Annotated in this window: 12 protein-coding genes and 5 tRNA genes; 8 read left to right on the forward strand and 9 right to left on the reverse strand. The window is 73.3% G+C overall.

Annotated elements, in window-relative coordinates:
- Positions 1-20: 20 nt before the first annotated feature.
- Together O5O46_RS09915 and O5O46_RS09920 are read right to left on the reverse strand one after the other, a co-directional pair.
- Positions 21-848: a GNAT family N-acetyltransferase gene (locus tag O5O46_RS09915; RefSeq protein WP_269854945.1), complete on the reverse strand. Its 828-nt coding sequence runs from the start codon at positions 846-848 to the stop codon at positions 21-23.
- A gap of 44 nt (positions 849-892) precedes the next feature.
- A complete protein-coding gene (locus tag O5O46_RS09920; protein WP_269854946.1) occupies positions 893-1,714 on the reverse strand; it encodes an aminotransferase class IV in 822 nt (273 codons plus the stop codon).
- A 188-nt stretch (positions 1,715-1,902) separates the two neighbouring features.
- On the opposite strand from O5O46_RS09920, the gene O5O46_RS09925 reads away from it, so the two are divergent.
- From O5O46_RS09925 to O5O46_RS09945, 5 genes are all read left to right on the forward strand, one after another.
- Positions 1,903-1,975: transfer RNA gene (locus tag O5O46_RS09925), tRNA-Gly, on the forward strand.
- 27 nt (positions 1,976-2,002) lie between these two features.
- A tRNA-Cys gene (locus O5O46_RS09930) sits at positions 2,003-2,073 on the forward strand.
- A 1-nt stretch (position 2,074) separates the two neighbouring features.
- Positions 2,075-2,146, forward strand: a tRNA-Val gene (locus O5O46_RS09935).
- A gap of 42 nt (positions 2,147-2,188) precedes the next feature.
- Positions 2,189-2,263 (forward strand) — tRNA-Val (locus O5O46_RS09940).
- A gap of 25 nt (positions 2,264-2,288) precedes the next feature.
- Positions 2,289-2,360: transfer RNA gene (locus tag O5O46_RS09945), tRNA-Val, on the forward strand.
- A 198-nt stretch (positions 2,361-2,558) separates the two neighbouring features.
- Here O5O46_RS09945 and O5O46_RS09950 read toward each other — a convergent pair.
- Entirely contained in the window at positions 2,559-2,765 is a 207-nt protein-coding gene (locus O5O46_RS09950) for a hypothetical protein (protein WP_269854947.1), read from the reverse strand.
- A 292-nt stretch (positions 2,766-3,057) separates the two neighbouring features.
- Positions 3,058-3,300 (reverse strand): hypothetical protein, encoded by a 243-nt coding sequence (locus O5O46_RS09955; RefSeq protein WP_269854948.1) that lies wholly within the window; start codon positions 3,298-3,300, stop codon positions 3,058-3,060.
- Between the two features lie 277 nt (positions 3,301-3,577).
- Here O5O46_RS09955 and O5O46_RS09960 point away from each other — a divergent pair, with 277 nt between their 5' ends.
- The 3 genes from O5O46_RS09960 to O5O46_RS09970 all read left to right on the forward strand — a co-directional run bounded on the left by O5O46_RS09960 (position 3,578) and on the right by O5O46_RS09970 (position 7,809).
- Positions 3,578-4,870: a serine/threonine-protein kinase gene (locus O5O46_RS09960; protein WP_269854949.1), complete on the forward strand. Its 1,293-nt coding sequence runs from the start codon at positions 3,578-3,580 to the stop codon at positions 4,868-4,870.
- A 582-nt stretch (positions 4,871-5,452) separates the two neighbouring features.
- The gene (locus tag O5O46_RS09965) at positions 5,453-6,646 is read left to right on the forward strand and encodes an acyl-CoA dehydrogenase family protein (RefSeq protein ID WP_269854950.1); all 1,194 of its coding nucleotides are present in this window, start codon (positions 5,453-5,455) and stop codon (positions 6,644-6,646) included.
- A complete protein-coding gene (locus O5O46_RS09970; RefSeq protein WP_269854951.1) occupies positions 6,643-7,809 on the forward strand; it encodes an acyl-CoA dehydrogenase family protein in 1,167 nt (388 codons plus the stop codon). Before O5O46_RS09965 ends, O5O46_RS09970 begins: the two co-directional genes overlap by 4 nt.
- On the opposite strand, the gene O5O46_RS09975 is transcribed toward O5O46_RS09970, so the two are convergent.
- From O5O46_RS09975 to O5O46_RS09995, 5 genes are all read right to left on the reverse strand, one after another.
- Complete coding sequence (locus O5O46_RS09975) at positions 7,776-8,594, reverse strand: TrmH family RNA methyltransferase (RefSeq protein WP_269854952.1); 819 nt, start codon at positions 8,592-8,594, stop codon at positions 7,776-7,778. The two genes, O5O46_RS09970 and O5O46_RS09975, sit on opposite strands and share 34 nt — an antisense overlap.
- A gap of 54 nt (positions 8,595-8,648) precedes the next feature.
- Complete coding sequence (gene cobA / locus O5O46_RS09980) at positions 8,649-9,875, reverse strand: uroporphyrinogen-III C-methyltransferase (RefSeq protein WP_269854953.1); 1,227 nt, start codon at positions 9,873-9,875, stop codon at positions 8,649-8,651.
- A gap of 195 nt (positions 9,876-10,070) precedes the next feature.
- Positions 10,071-13,526: a nicotinate-nucleotide--dimethylbenzimidazole phosphoribosyltransferase gene (gene cobT, locus O5O46_RS09985; RefSeq protein WP_443072439.1), complete on the reverse strand. Its 3,456-nt coding sequence runs from the start codon at positions 13,524-13,526 to the stop codon at positions 10,071-10,073.
- Between the two features lie 423 nt (positions 13,527-13,949).
- Positions 13,950-15,164 carry a precorrin-6y C5,15-methyltransferase (decarboxylating) subunit CbiE gene (gene cbiE, locus O5O46_RS09990; protein ID WP_269854954.1) on the reverse strand — a complete coding sequence of 405 codons (1,215 nt, stop codon included), beginning with the start codon at positions 15,162-15,164 and terminating at the stop codon, positions 13,950-13,952.
- 141 nt (positions 15,165-15,305) lie between these two features.
- Positions 15,306-15,956 (reverse strand): GNAT family N-acetyltransferase, encoded by a 651-nt coding sequence (locus O5O46_RS09995; RefSeq protein ID WP_269854955.1) that lies wholly within the window; start codon positions 15,954-15,956, stop codon positions 15,306-15,308.
- Positions 15,957-16,161: the final 205 nt, after the last annotated feature.

Raw genomic sequence — 16,161 nt, forward strand, 5'->3', positions numbered from 1 at the left:
TGGGCGCGGGTCGGGAGGGCCTAGAGCAGGGGCTTGGCGAGGTACACCGTCGTGGAGCGGTAGCCCAGTGACTCGTAGAGTCGCTGGGCGGGCGTGTTCCCGGCGAACACGTTCAGGCAGAGGCTGCGGACACCGGCCGCCAGGCACTCGCGTTCCGCCAGCAGCATCAGCGTGCGGCCGTGGCCCTGGCCGCGTCGTGCCGCGGCCACCTCGACGCTGTAGACCCAGGCCGAGTCGGCCGACCCGAGTCCCACCCACAGCCAGCCGATGTCCTCGCCGCCCTGCGTGAGCACCCTGAGCACCGCGTCCGCGGTGTGCGGGCCGTCCGGCAGCAGCGTCCGGCACTCGCCGTCGGCCTCGGCCGACGCCTGCTCGTACGGCACTCCCCGCCGCACCCAGCCGTCGATGTAGCGTGCCCGGTCACGCTCATGCCAGACCGGGTACTCGTCCTCCCCCATCGGCCGCACCACGACGCCCGGCGGCAGGTCCGGCGGGGTGTCCGGCAAGAGCTTGACCATGCCGTGGCTGCGCTCCACGTAGCCCAGCGCGCCGACAAGTCGCAACGCGATCTCCGCATCGGCCGGAACCCGCAGCTCCACCCGTCGGCACCCCCAGCCGCGCAGCACCTCCTCAGCGGCGAGCGCCGCGACCGTACCGCGACCGCGTCTGCGGTCCGGCTCGTCGATGTCCAGCGAGACGATGCGCCCGACCTCGGGGCCGAAACGCCGGTCCGTGGCGAGCTGGATCGTGCCGACCGGGCGGCTGTTGACGCACACCGCGAACCGGCGCGATCGCCCTCCGTCCGCCTCACGCCGCTCCGCCTCCGCGGGCCGCAGGGTGGTTGTCATGGCTTCGCTCCCCCTCCCGTGGCGGCCTCCCGCCACCCATCACCTCACGGATTGCCGTCCGCCGCCGACCGTTCGGCGAACACCCGGGCCGCCTTGGCGGTGACCGGGCCCGGAGCGCCGGGCAGTTCACGGTCGTCCACCCGGTGCACCGCCTGCACATCGCGTGTCGAGGAGGTCAGGAAGACCTCGTCGGCGACGTCGAGCACATCGAGCGGCAGGTCGGCCTCGCGCGCCCCGGCCCAGTCGATCACCAACTGCCGGGTGATACCCGCCAGACAGCCGGAGTCCAGCGGCGGCGTGACCAGTTCGCTGCCGAGGACGACGAAGACATTGGTGCCGGTGCCCTCGCACAGCCGCCCCCGGGTGTTGCCGAAGACCGCCTCGGAGGCACCGCGCTCCCGGGCGCGGGCGAGGGCGACCACGTTCTCCCCGTACGAGGTGGTCTTCAGGCCGGCGAGGGCGCCGCGCTCGTTGCGCGGCCAGGGAACGGTGACGATCGCGGTGGTCTCCGGCCGTCGGGCCGTCCGCTCCAACGCGACGACCAGCGTCGGCTCGCCGTCGCCGCGTGCGGAGCCGAGCGGCGCGATGCCGCCGGTGTAGGTGATCCGCAACGCCCCGTAAGGCGCCGGGTTGGCGTCGAGCACCGCCAGGCAGGCCTGGCGCACGCGGGCCGGGTCCGGCTCGGGCAGCCCGAGACCGCGCGCCGAACGGGCCAGCCGGACCAGGTGCCGGTCCATGGCGAAGGCGGTGCCGTTGGTCGCCTTGAGCGTCTCGAACACGCCATCGCCCACGGTCAGACCGTGGTCCAGCACGGACACGGCGGCACTGGCCGCGTCCCTCAGTTCACCGTCGACCCAGATCTTCACCGTCGCCGTCCTTCGCTCATGCGCCCCTTCCGTTGTCGACGCTACCCCCGCCCACCCTCTACCTGCCCGGCACGCTGCGGAAACGGAATTTGAGCTGACGCGGAATTCCGCTAGAGTTCAACACGTCGCCGGGACGCGGAAGCGAACCGGCGGAGATCGCTCCCGGACGGTGTCCGGGGGAGACACACGCGGACGTGGCTCAGTTGGTAGAGCATCACCTTGCCAAGGTGAGGGTCGCGGGTTCGAATCCCGTCGTCCGCTCGGAGGGGGTCCCTGGATCCTCGACGTGGTGGAGTGGCCGAGAGGCGAGGCAACGGCCTGCAAAGCCGTCTACACGGGTTCAAATCCCGTCTCCACCTCGGACGATTAGCTCAGCGGGAGAGCGCTTCCCTGACACGGAAGAGGTCACTGGTTCAATCCCAGTATCGTCCACTGGGTCCGCGAGGGCCCAACGGTGCCCCTGCGGTACCACCCGCGCGATTAGCTCAGCGGGAGAGCGCTTCCCTGACACGGAAGAGGTCACTGGTTCAATCCCAGTATCGCGCACCAGGCCCTACCAGGGGCCTTTGCACAAGGACGATTAGCTCAGCGGGAGAGCGCTTCCCTGACACGGAAGAGGTCACTGGTTCAATCCCAGTATCGTCCACACCATGGCTGAGGGCCGGAGCGATGCTCCGGCCCTCAGCCGTTTCCGCCAGCCCCGAAAGACACCGAGAAAAACACCGAGGCCCGGACACCTCCCCCAGGTGTCCGGGCCTCGTGCCGTCCGCTACGCCCCCCGTCCCCACGGGGTCCTGTCGCCGGTTTCCCGCCCGGGCCGCTCTCCCGGACCTCGAACGCTTCGTCAGCGCCCCATCAACCCAGCTACGGACGACGCCTGTACGACCACGGCGTGCCAGCCGCCGCATGCAACGGCGAGCAGCAGAGCCAGGGGGGCCGCCATGGCCACCGCCACCAGCGGGTGCCGGGTCCCCGTCCGGCTTCCCGCGGGCAGCGCGGTGGACCTCAGCTCGCGCACACGCTTGACCGCACGTGCCGCCGAGTCCGTCATGGCCGCTCCCCCTGACCCTTCTCTTCCACACGGTGATCGTTCGCACTGCTCTCCAGCTTTGGCGGCGGCGGGCATCTGACCTCGGGGGACGAGTGCTCCACCCGCCGCTTGACCTCAACACTAGGCGCGCGGAGCGGCCTGGTCGTCATGCCCTCGTACAGCTTCGCGGGCCTCCCGGAGGATGACGCCGGAGCGGCCGGAATACTCCCCTGGTTGGAGACGCCCGCCCGCGTCCCTCAGGGGATCCCCGACGGTGCGCACCCGAGAGCGCCCCGGCGGGCGTCAACCGGCGCTACGCACCGCCCTCTTCCTCCGCATCGTCCCTGGGTACCGGCTGCTCCACCAGCGCGAGCACCCGGTTCGCCATGAACCGCGCGGTGCGCACTACGGAGCCGCTCCTGGTGACTTCACTCACTTCGACCACCCCTCGGCGCACCGCCGTCTCCACCCGGCGCCCGGCCCTGGTGGCCACCACCTCATAGGTACGCGTGGTGTCCCCCGCATCCACCACTATCTCCACACGATCACCTTTCATGCCGTCAATCCCCCTAATCCGACCGGCTGTTGGTGGCGTGGGGCGACTCCGCCCGATCGCGGCGGCGGACGCGTCCCCACCAGACCAGGATTCCACCGGCCACTGACAATCCGTCCGTTGACGCGTGCGGCGCCTCTCCGCGTCCCGGCCGGTCAGTCCGTAAGCTGTGCCTCGTCAGACGGACCGGGCGGGTGTCACACGGCGTACGGCGCGACCATCGAGCACGGTGGGGGGCGACGGGCGGGCAGGGCCTTCCCACCGGAGGTAGGGGAAGGACATGGCGATGATGCGGCTCCGGCGCGAGGATCCGCGTGTCGTCGGCTCGTTCCGGCTGCACAGGCGGCTCGGCGCCGGCGGGATGGGCGTGGTCTACCTGGGCGCCGACAGACGCGGACAACGGGTGGCGTTGAAGGTGATCCGCCCGGAGTTGGCGGAGGATCAGGAGTTCCGGCAGCGGTTCGCCCGCGAGGTCTCGGCGGCGCGCCGGATCCGTGGCGGCTGCACCGCGCGGCTGGTGGCGGCGGATCTCGATGCGGACCGGCCATGGTTCGCCACCCAGTACGTGCCGGGTCCCTCGTTGTACGACAAGGTGAGCGCGGAGGGGCCGCTGCCCGCCGCCGAGGTCGCGGCGATCGGCGCGGCGCTCGCCGAGGGGCTGGTGGCGGTGCATGACGCGGGGGTGGTGCACCGGGATCTGAAGCCGTCGAACATCCTGCTCTCCCCCAAGGGTCCGCGCATCATCGACTTCGGCATCGCGTGGTCCACCGGCGCGACCACCCTGACGCACGTCGGCACCGCGGTGGGCTCCCCCGGGTTCCTCGCGCCTGAACAGGTGCGCGGTGCGGCGGTCACCCCGGCAACGGATGTTTTCGCGTTCGGCGCGACGCTGTGTTACGCGGCGGCGGCCGACTCCCCCTTCGGACAGGGCAGTTCGGAGGTGATGCTGTACCGGGTGGTGCACGAGGAACCGGATCTGCGAGGGGTACCGGACTCGCTGGCGCCGCTGGTGCACGCCTGTCTGGCGAAGGAGCCGCAGGACCGGCCGAGCACGGCCCGGCTGGCGGAGCGGCTCTCGGAGATCGCCGCCCGGGAGGCGCGGGGGCTCGGAGTGCCCCAGGCGCCCGTTGCGCGCAGTGACCGGCCGGTCGGCCGCCGCGCCCAGGAGTACGCCGAGCAGCGCACCGAGCGGCGCGTGGTGCCCCCGGACCGGGCGTCCGGGAGCACTCCGGTGCGTACCGGTACGCCGCGCACGCCGGCTCCCCGGCCCACCGCGGGACGGGGCGCGGCCCGGCCACCGCAGCGGACTCCGGCGTCCCGGCCCTCTTCGGGCCGCCAGCCCGCCGCTCCGCCGCGGCCTTCGGCGGGCCGCGGCGGCCCGGCGACGGTACGGCGGACCGGGCGGCGGGATCGCGGGCTGCTGCGGCAGCGGTTGATCGTGTTCGTGACGGTCACACTGCTGGTCGCGTTGGGCATCGCGGTGGCGCAGGGCTGCCAGGGACCGGCCCGCGGACTCGGGGTCGTCGGCTCGCCGACGGCCCCCACGGCCCGGCCCACCGACGCGGCGCCGTAGCTCCCTTTCCGTCTTTCCGACGGGGCTGACCGGGGGTGCGGTGGCTGGTTCGCCATGGGTGCCGCACCGCCGGGCGGCCACGCGGGGCTGGTCGCCGTCGCGGCGGACTGTTCGGGGGCACGCCCGCGAAGCCCCGCAGCGGCTTCTGCGGGGCTTCAGGGTGGGGGTCCCGTCGGGTGCGCGGGTGATTCGGCACCGCCAGGCCGCGACGTCGTGGCCGCTCACCGCCGTGGCGGACTTCTTCGGGCACGCCCCCAGTAGCTGCCCCGGTGCGAGGCGCCTTGAGGCGCGCATCTGCCCCCGGTGTCGAGGTGCCTCGCCCGGTGACCCCCTCGGGAACCCCGTCCGGCGGGCCGGAGTTGGGGGCTGGGGGCGCGCCCGGACAACCGCGCCGCGACCGCGAGCGACTCCAACGGTGCGCCCCGGCGGCCTCGCGTCCGCCGCTGTCCAGACCGAAGAACGAGCCCGGCGCAGACCGACCCGAAAACCGGCCCCGGACCCTGGCGCGTTGCGCCACGCTTCGATAGGTTTCCAAGCGCTTGCTTAGTTCGAGGGCGTGGTGGCCCGGAGAGGACGTGGCTTATGGCGGAGAACGGACCGGACGCGGCGGAGGTGCTGCGGCGCGTGCGGGGGCTGCTCGACGCGTACGACCCCGGCAGCACCGAGCGGCTGGAGTTCCTGCGGGCCCGCTTCGACGCCGGGCTCGCCTGGGTGCACTTTCCGCCGGGGCTAGGCGGGCTGGGCGCGCCGCGCGCCCTCCAGAGCGTGGTGGACGCCGAGTTGGCGGCGGCCGGCGCGCCCGACAACGACCCGCGCAGGATCGGCATCGGCCTCGGCATGGCCGCGCCGACCATCCTCCGGTACGGCACGGACGCGCAACGCGAGCGCTTCCTGCGTCCCTTGTGGCTCGGCGAGGAGGTGTGGTGCCAGTTGTTCAGCGAGCCCGGCGCGGGCTCCGACCTCGCCGGACTCGGCACCCGCGCGGTGCGCGAGGGCGAGGACTGGGTGGTCACCGGCCAGAAGGTCTGGACCTCCAACGCCCACAACGCCCGTTGGGCGATCCTCATCGCGCGCACCGACCCCGACGTACCCAAGCACCGCGGCATCACGTACTTCGTCTGCGACATGACCGATCCGGGCGTCGAGGTCCGCCCGTTGCGGCAGATCACCGGCGAGGCGGAGTTCAACGAGGTCTTCCTGACCGGTGTGCGGATCCCGGACACCCTGCGGCTGGGCGAGGTCGGCGACGGCTGGCGGGTCGCGCAGACCACGTTGATGAACGAGCGGGTGGCGATCGGTGGTTCGCCCCTCCCCCGCGAGGGCGGCATGATCGCCAGTGTCGCCGCGACCTGGCGCGAGCGCCCGGAACTGCGCACACCCGAACTGCACGACCGGCTGCTGCGGTTGTGGGTCGACGCCGAGGTCACACGGCTCACCGCCCAACGCGTGCGCCAGCAACTCGCCGTCGGCGCGCCCGGACCCGAGGGCTCCGGGATGAAGCTCGCGTTCGCCCGACTCAACCAGGCGGTCAGCGGGCTGGAGTTGGAACTGCTCGGCGAGGAGGGACTGCGCTACGGGGACTGGACGAACGCCCGCCCGGACACGGTGGACTTCTACGGGCGCGACGCGGGATACCGCTATCTGCGCGCCAAGGGCAACTCCATCGAGGGCGGCACCTCGGAGGTCCTGCGCAACATCATCGCCGAGCGGGTGCTCGGCCTGCCCTCGGAACCGCGTACCGACAAGGACGTCGCCTGGAAGGACCTGCCCCGATGAACACCGATGGCCTTGACCTGCTGTACTCCGACGTGGAGGACGACCTGCGCGCGGCGGTGCGCGACCTGTTGGCAGACCGCTGCCCGGCCTCGGCGGTGCTGGCCCGCTGCGACAGCGACACGCCGTACGACCTGGAGCTGTGGCGGACGTTGCAGGTGCAGCTGGGGCTGGCCGGGCTGCTGGTGCCGGAGGAGTTCGGCGGCCAGGGCGGCTCGGCCCGGGAAGTCGGCGTCGTACTGGAGGAGTTGGCCGCCGCGGTGGCTCCCGTGCCCTTCCTCGGCAGTGCGGTACTGGCCACGAGCGCGCTGTTGGACTGCGACACCGCGGACGGCCAGGTCGCGGGGCTGCTCGGGCGGTTGGCGTCCGGCGAGTCGACCGCCGCGCTCGCGGTGCCGCTGTCCGCCGCGCCCGGCGGCGCGTTCCCGCAGGGCGTGGAGGCGGACGCGCACGGCGCGTTGAGCGGGCGGGTGACCAGCGTCGCCGACGCGACCGTGGCGGACGTACTGCTGGTGCCCGCCGTCGGTCCCGAGGGGCCGGGGCTGTACGAGGTCGCGGCCGACGCGCCCGGTGTCCGGATCAGCGCCGCGACACCGCTGGACCTGACCCGGCCCATCGCCGACGTCGAGTTGGCGGGGGTTCGGGCCACCCGCCTCGCCGGAGGACGGATCGCCGAGGCGGCGGTGGACCGGGCGCTGCTGGCCGGCGCCGGGCTGCTCGCCTCGGAGCAGGTCGGGGTGGCGCAGTGGTGTCTGGACGAGACCGTCGACTATCTCGGCCAGCGGCGGCAGTTCGGGCGTGTCGTGGGTTCCTTCCAGGCGCTCAAACACCGCTTGGCGGACATCTGGCTTGAGGTGGTATCGGCGCGCGCCGCCGCACGGGCCGCCGCCGACGCACTGGCCCACGGCGCCCCCGACACCGCCGTACTGGTTCGCGTGGCCCAGGCGTACTGCGCACCGGCGGCGGTGCACGCCGCGGAGGAGTGCGTGCAACTGCACGGCGGCATCGGCATGACCTGGGAGCACCCGGCTCATCTCCGCCTCAAGCGGGCCAAGTCCAGCGAGATCGCGCTGGGTACGCCGGGGCGGCACCGGGCGGCGCTCGCCGCCCTGGTGGACCTGCCCCCGGCGGCTCAGGCGACCGGGCGACCGGCCGTCACCGCGTAGAAGGCCACGGCCGCGGCGGCGCCGACGTTCAGCGAGTCCACGCCGTGGGCCATCGGGATGCGCACCCACTGGTCCGCGGCGACCAGCGCCCGGGTGGACAGGCCCTCACCTTCGGCGCCGAGCATGAGGGCGACCCGCTCCATCCGGTGCGGTGCCACCACGTCGATGTCCTCGGCCTTGGCGTCCGGGGTGAGGGCGAGAAGCCGGAAGCCGCGCTCCCGTACGGTCTCCAGATCGCGCGGCCACTGCTCCAGCCGCGCGTAGGGAACGGAGAAGACCGCGCCCATCGACACCTTGACCGAGCGGCGGTAGAGCGGATCGGCGCAGTCCGGGGAGAGCAGTACCGCGTCCATGCCGAGCGCCGCGGCGCTCCTGAACACGGCGCCGATGTTGGTGTGGTCGTTCACCGCCTCCATGACCACGACCCGCCGTGCGTCGGCCAGCAGTTCCGCCGCGTCCGGCAGTGGTCTGCGCTCCATCGACGCGAGGGCGCCGCGGTGGACGTGGTAGCCGGTGACCTGCTCGGCGACTTCCGGGCTCACCGCGTAGACCGGCGCCGGGACCTCGTCGATGACGTCGCGCATCGTGTCGACCCACTTCGCCGACAGCAGCATGGACCGCATCTGGTAACCGGAGTACCGGGCGCGGCGGATGACCTTCTCGCCCTCGGCGATGAACAGGCCTTCGGCCGGTTCGCGGCGCCGTCTCAGCTCCACGTCGGTCAGGCAGGTGTAGTCGCCCAGCCGCGGGTCGGCGGGGTCGTCGATCGTGATGAGCTCAGCCACAGGGTGATACTGCCTTGTCCCGCTCGGTGTGCCAACGGCCGGGGCGGGCCCGCGTTACCCACGGTTACCGGAGTCGAGGGAGACGACGTCGCCGATGACGATCACCGCGGGCGGCCGGACGCCCTCGGCGGCCACGGTCCGCGCGACCGTCGCCAGCGTGGCGTCGACCCGGCGCTGGGCGGCGGTGGTGCCCTCCTGGACTATGGCGACCGGTGTGTCTGCGTCCCGGCCGTACGCGACGAGGGTGCGGGCGATCTCGCCGATCCGCTCGACCGCCATCATGAGCACCAGCGTGCCGCGCAGCCGGGCCACGGCCGCCCAGTCGACCAGTGAGCTGGGGTCGTCGGGTGCGACATGTCCGCTCACGACGGTGAACTCATGTGCCACACCGCGGTGGGTCACCGGGATCCCGACCACCTCCGGCACGCTGATGGAACTGGAGATTCCAGGGACCACCGTGCAGGCGATCCCTGCCTTCGCCAGTGCCTGTACCTCCTCCATGCCGCGTCCGAAGACGAACGGATCGCCGCCCTTGAGCCGCACCACGGACCGGCCCGCCTTGGCGTGCTCGATCAGCGCGGTGTTGATGGCCTCCTGGGCCATCGCCCGCCCGTAGGGGATCTTCGCCGCGTCGATCACCTCGACGTGCGGCGGGAGTTCGTCGAGCAGGTCGCGCGGGCCGAGACGGTCGGCGATCACCACGTCGGCCTCCGTGAGCAGCCGCCGTCCGCGCACGGTGATCAGGTCCGGGTCGCCGGGGCCGCCGCCCACCAGCGCCACGAAGGGGGTGCGCGCCCGGTGGTGCGGGGCGGCGAGCGTACCGTCGCGCAGGCCCTCCACCACCGCGTCCCGCACAGCGGCGGAGCGGCGCGGGTCGCTGCCGGTGAGCACGGCGACGGTCACGCCCTCGCTGCGGCCGGTCGCCGGGGTCCAGGCGGTGGCGGCATCGGCGTCGTCGCTGCGTACGCACCACACCCGGCGCTGTTCGGCCTCGGCGGACGCGGCGGCGTTGGCCTGCGGGTCGTCGGTGGCGACCACCGCGTACCAGGCTTCGGCGAGGTCACCCGGCTGGTACCCGCGGCGCTCCCAGCGGATCTCGCCCGCCTCCGCCATCGCCTCCACCGACGCGGTGGCCGACGGCGAGACCAGCACGACGTCCGCGCCCGCCGCGACCAGCGAGGGCAGCCGACGCTGGGCGACCTGGCCGCCGCCGAGCACGACGACACGCCGTCCGGCGAGCAGCAGTCCTACGGGGTATGCGGGTACGTCGTTACGGGTCATGGCGAGTGGCTCCTTCCCCTCCCGGGGGTTTCTGACATTAGCGGGTCACCCGCATACACCAGGCCTGTGGCCTGGCTACTTCACTTCCGAGGCAAGGCCCCGGTGCCCCCCACCACGACGGTGTGGCGGCGGGGCAGCGCCCTCCCAGGAGGCCGGACAAGCCCCGGAGGCCGGGGAGGCCAAGCCCTCCCCGGGTCAGTCCTTCTCGGTGACGCCCGCGGAGTCGAACGTCGCCACCTCGTGCATCACCCGGGCCGCGCTCTGCACCAGCGGCAGCGCCAGCAGCGCGCCGGTGCCCTCGCCGAGCCGCAGGTCGAGGTCGACCAGCGGGCGCAAGCCCAGCTTGGTCAGCGCCGCCACATGGCCGGGCTCCGCGCTGCGGTGACCGGCGATGCACGCGGCCAGCGCCTCCGGCGCGATGGCGCGGGCCACCAACGCGGCGGCCCCGGCGCTGACCCCGTCCAGGATCACCGGCGTGCGCAGCGACGCACCGCCCAGCACCAAGCCGACCATGGCGGCGTGCTCCAGGCCGCCGATCGCGGCGAGCACACCGATGGGGTCGGTCGGGTCGGGCTGGTGCAACTCCAGGGCCCGGCGCACCACATCGACCTTGCGGGCGTGCATCTCGTCGTTGATCCCGGTGCCGCGACCGGTCACCTCGGTCGGGTCGGCGCCGGTGTAGACGGAGATCAAGGCCGCGGACGCGGTGGTGTTGGCGATGCCCATCTCACCGGTGAGCAGCGCCTTGTTGCCCGCCGCCACCAGGTCGCGGGCGGTCTCGATGCCGACCTCGATCGCCCGCAGCACCTCTTCGCGGGTCATCGCCGGACCGGTGGTGAAGTCACCGGTGCCGTGCCGGACCTTGCGCGGCAACAGGCCGGGCGTGGTGGGCAGTTCGGCTGCCACGCCGACGTCCACCACGCACACCTCGGCCCCGACCTGGTTGGCGAACGCGTTGCACACCGCGCCGCCACCAAGGAAGTTGGCCACCATCTGCGCGGTGACCTCCTGCGGCCAGGCGGTCACCCCCTGAGCGTGCACCCCGTGGTCACCCGCGAAGATCGCCACGGCGGCGGGCTCCGGGATCGGCGGCGGGCACTGCCGGGACAGCCCGCACAGCTGCGCGGAGATGATCTCCAACATGCCGAGCGCACCGGACGGCTTGGTCATCCGCTTCTGCCGCTCCCACGCCTCGCCGAGCGCCTTGGCGTCCAACGGGCGGATGCCGCGCAGGGTTTCGTCGAGCAGGTCGTGCGGCTGCTCACCGGGCAGCGCCCGGCGGCCGTACTCCTCCTCGTGCACCACCCAGGACAGCGGACGGCGCTTGGACCAGCCCGCCTGCATCAGCTCGGGCTCCTCGGGGAACTCGTCCACGTACCCGACGCACAGGTAGGCGACGACCTCCAGGTGCTCGGGCAGGCCGAGTTCGCGGACCATCTCGCGCTCGTCGAAGAAGCTGACCCAGCCGACGCCGAGCCCCTCGGCGCGGGCGGCCAGCCAGAGGTTCTCCACCGCCAGCGCCGAACTGTACGGGGCCATCTGCGGCTGCGTGTGGCGGCCGAGGGTGTGCCGGCCGCCACGCGTCGGGTCGGCGGTGACCACGATGTTCACCGGCGTTTCGAGGATCGCCTCGATCTTCAGCTCGCGGAACTGCTTGGCGCGGGCCTTCGGCAGCGACTTGGCGTAGGCGTCGCGCTGCTTCATCGCCAGGGCGTGCATCTTCTCGCGGGTCTGGGTGGACCGGATGACCACGAAGTCCCACGGCTGCGAGTGCCCGACACTGGGCGCGGTGTGCGCCGCTTCCAGTACCCGCAGCAGCACCTCGTGCGGAATCGGGTCCGGGCGGAAGCCGTTGCGGATGTCGCGGCGCTCCCGGATGACACGGTGCACGGCCTCGCGTACGGCCTCGTCGTAGCCGGTGGCGATCCCGACCGGCTCGGCCTCTCCCGGCGCGGGTGCGGCGACGGGCGGTACCGGCTCGGCGGCGGAGGGCTGTTCGGCCTCCTGCGGCCTAGGTTCCGGCGCGGCCTGCGGCTCGGCGACGGTCCGCTCCGGCTGCTCGTCGGCGGCCGGTTCCGCGAGCGGCTCGGGGGTGTCCGCGGCGGGCTCGTCGGTCGTGGGCTGCTGCGGTGCGGCGGCGTCCGGAGCGGGCGCTTCGCCCGAAGTGTCCGTCTCCGGCGTCGAGTTGTTCGGCGCCGCCTCGGTCACCGGCTCGCTCTGGACCAGTACCGGGGCGGGCGCGACGATGGGATCACGGTCCAGGTCGGCGAGGCCGCCCGGCTCGTCGGCCGGGGCGTTCTGCGGCGTCCCGGGGACCGGCTCGGCGACCACGGGGGGCGTGACGGGCGTGCCCTGCAGGGGAGTCGGCTGCGCCTCGGCGACCGGCGCCACGGGCTGCGGCTGGGCGGGCGTCTCCTCGGCGGGCGCGGCGGCGCCCTCCTCCGGGGCGGCGGCCGGAGCGTCGGTTTCCGGCGCGGCCTGAACGGGGGCCTGCGCCACAACCTCCGCCGAAGCCGCGGGCTCCGCCGAAGCCGCGAGCGGGTCGGCGGCAGCGGCCGGAACCGCTGCCTCCTCCCCCACCTGCCGCACCGGCTCCACCGGAACCGAAGCCTCAGCCGGAACCGAAGCCTCAGCCGGAACCGCGGGCTCCGCCGCAGTGGGCGCCTCGGCAACCGGCGCTTCCACAGCCGGAGCCGAGACCTCGGCCGCGCTTGGAACGGGCGCTTCGGGCTCGACCGGCATGGCGTTCACGGACTCGTCCGCGCCCACCGCCTCTGCGTCGCCGACCGCGGCTCCCGCCGTCGCGTCCGCGGCGACCCACGGGCCACCGGACACCGGCGCCTCCGCGGTCTGCTGGGCCGGGATCGCGGCGGCCTGCTCGGCCGGGGAGTCGAGGTACTCGGGCTCGGCGGCCTGGTCAACCGTGTCCGGGGCGGGCTGCGGCTCCGGCTGGTGCACCGGCGCCGCAGCGGCGGGCGCGGGCGCCGGGCCGCGTTCGGAAAGCGAGCGCACGGAGACCCCGCCCACGGACTCCGCCGAGGGGTTGGGCATGCCGACGGGCGTCGGCGGCCCCATGTTCAGCGGGCGGCGGGGCGGCGCGGCCTGCCCGGCCGTGCCGGAGGTCGAAGTGGCGGGCGCCGTGAAGTCGGCCGCGCCCGACTGCTGTTCGCCGTCCAGCGGTGCGACGGCCGGGTCCATCGCGACCGGCTCGGGCTCGACGGGCGTCGGTGCGACCGGCTGCTGCGGCACTGCCGGCGCCACCGGCGGTGACGGTTGCGCGGGGACCGGCTGCGGGTCGCCCCACGAGCCCTGCGGTGCGGGCATCAGCAGCAGGTCGTCCTCGTCGTCGACGGCCACCGACGGCTCGCCGTCCGGCTGGTCGAGGAAGGTGAACACGGGCGTGGCGGGGGCCAGGAACGCCTCGGTGCTCCAGCCGTGTCCGGACTGCGGCGCGCCCGTGGCCGCCGCGTCGGTCAGCCCGGCGTGCGGCTGCGGAACCGCTTCTGCGGCCATGGTTTCGGGCAGTCCCTCAGCGGGGACCCACCCCGTGGCCGGGGTCGCCTCCGCGCCCGCTCCGTGGGCGGCTCGCTCCGCTTCACCGTCCACTCCGCGAGCGTGTCGGCTCGCCGCTCCGGCACCGGTGTCAGTCATGCGTGCCCCTCGCCCATCGGTATCGATCCTTCCAGCCCCGTGATGCGCCGGCGGCTTCGGCGGTACGAGCCGGGCCTTCGGACCGACCGGCGGCAGGCTCGCGGTACGCGCTCCTGTGCCGGGCGGTCACAGGGAGAACGAGCACGCGTGGCGGTGCGTGACGACCCCCCGGACGTTCATTGTCCCGGTCGGCCGTGCGCCTCGACCACCCAACTCGCCATCCGGGCGCTGTGGACTGCGCCACTCCGCTGGCCTGCGGCACGGGGAACCCGTCGCCGACGCCGCGCTCACCGCCGGGGACGAGGCGGGCCGACACCGTGTCAACACCACATCGCCACCGGTAGGCGGCACAACGGTCCGCCAGCCTACCGCGCGATCACCCGAACGTGGTCCAAGCCCCCGCCACCATCAGACAAATGTTCGTCACATTCGTGTGCCGCACAGCAGGAAGACCGTCGAGCGTTCCCGCTCCGCCCACTCCTCGTCGAGTTCCACCGACTGGAGTAGCGCACGCTCCACCGCGTAACCGGCTTCGGCCAGCACCTGACCAACGCGCTCCGCTTCGTCGCGTGTTGTCGCGCTGGCGGCGATACGTTCCGGTTTACGTGCCGCGCAGGCCGCGACCACATCCGCCCCGCCACCGCCGACACGCACGACGTCCGGCTCCGGCAGATCCTCCAGGACGTGCGGCGCGGCGCCCTCCACCACCTGCGGTTGCACGCCGTAGCGGCGGGCGTTGGCGGTGATCCGGGCGCAGGCGTCGGCGTCCTGGTCCACCGCGATGACCGCGGCGCCGAGGCGGGCGGCCTCCACCGCCAACGCGCCGCTGCCCGCGCCGATGTCCCACAGCAGGTCGCCGGTGCGCGGCCCTAGCCGGGCCAGTTGCAGGGCGCGCAGCTGCGCGGACCGTTGGGCGCCGGGGGTGCCGGGTGCGGGTTCCTGTGCGTACCGCTCCTCCGGCAGCGCCCAGCCGCGTAGTTCGCCCGGGTAGCCGGGGTCCTGGCCCGCGATCCAGCCGCTGCTCTCGGTGGCCGAGCCGCCGCCGATCACCAGCACCACGTTGGGGTCGCGCCAGGTGTGGTCGGCGACCTTGTCCGAGGTGAGCACGGTGACCTCCTCGCGCTCGGTGCCCAGCGCCTCGCAGATGACGAACGTGCGGTGCACTCCGCCGAGCAGCAGGGCGAGTTCGGCGGGCCCGGCGCCCGGCGCGGTGAGCACCGCGACCTTCGGGTGCGCCCGGACCACGTTCACGGCGCGCCGCAGTGTGCGGCTGTGCGCGACGACGACGCGGGCGTCGTCCCACGGCATTCCGGCGCGGGCGAAGGCCTGGGCGACGGAGGAGACCGCAGGCACCACCTCGACCTCCAGGCCGTGCTCGGGCTTGCGCAGCGCCCGTACCACACCGAAGTAGCCGGGGTCGCCGTCGGCGAGGACCACCGCGGTGCCACGGTGCGCGGCGATGCGGCGGGCGGCGAGGTCGATGCTGCCGAGCAGCACGCGCTCGGCGTCGGCGGGCACGTCGGGCAGCGCGAGGTGGTGGCGCGCTCCGGCCACCAAAGTGGCCGCGCCGAGCGCGGATAGTGCCGCCGCGGTAAGCGGCGTACCGTCCCACCCGATCACCGTGACCCGGTCCGCCATCGTCGTCCTTCGTTCGGCGTGTCGTTGACTGTGCTGTCGGGGCGTTGTCGCCAGAACCAGGTGCAGACCTGGCATGACACAGTATCCCGGCCGGATCTGGCCAGGCACGGGAGCACCCGGTGCACACGCCGAGCGGGCGGATCAGCGCCAGTCGGGATAGGCGGCGTATCCGGAGTCGTCCATCACCCGGCCCGCGACCCCGTCGAGGTCCTCGGGCAGCAGGCTCCACACGATCAGATCGGTGCGCGACTCGGTCCAACGGCCGTCCGCACACCGGCTGCGCACTATGCCGGCGTTGCGCAGCACGCCCTCGCTGATGCAGCCGATCTTCTGGGCCACCTGCTGGGAGGCCGTGTTGTCGGCCGCCGTGCGCAACTCCAGGCGTTCGAAGCGCTGGTCGTGGAAGAGCCATTGGGCGGTGGCCAGCACCGCCTCCGAGGCGTAGCCCTCACCACGCGCCCAGGGGGCGGTGATGTAGCCGATCTCGGTGCTGCGGCAGCGCCAGTCGGTGTCGTACAGGTGGATGGTGCCGACCAGCCGCTGGGTGAGGAACTCGCTGACCGCGAAGACGATTCCGCGCCCCGAGGCGCGTTCCGCGGGCGCGGTGCTGGTGACCCAGTGCCGGGCGTCGGACCTGGTGTACGGGTGCGGCACGGGCGACCAGGCGACGACCAGTTCGTCGTTCATCATCTCCGCCAGCGCCGGGATGTCCTCCTCGTCGAACGGACGCAGGGAGAGCCGTTCCGTACTGATCGAGATGTCCGGGAAGATGTCCGGGAAGGTGGTTGTCATTCGCCGCTCCTCGCCGAGCCCCGTGGAAAGAGCCGTGTAAAGAGCACAGCATGCAACATCGGGCGCGGTGCGCGCAGTGCGGGGTACCGGGCCGCCGATCCGTGCACGGTGTCCGTGCGGCCGTGGATTGCCGCTGGTCCAAAGGGCCTTCGGGGTACCGCGCGGACCACGCCCGTACCCTTTCCCGTCACTGGCTCCTGCTACC

Source organism: Streptomyces sp. RPT161 (assembly GCF_027533845.1).
GTDB classification, from domain to species: Bacteria; Actinomycetota; Actinomycetes; order Streptomycetales; family Streptomycetaceae; genus Streptantibioticus_A; species Streptantibioticus_A silvisoli_A.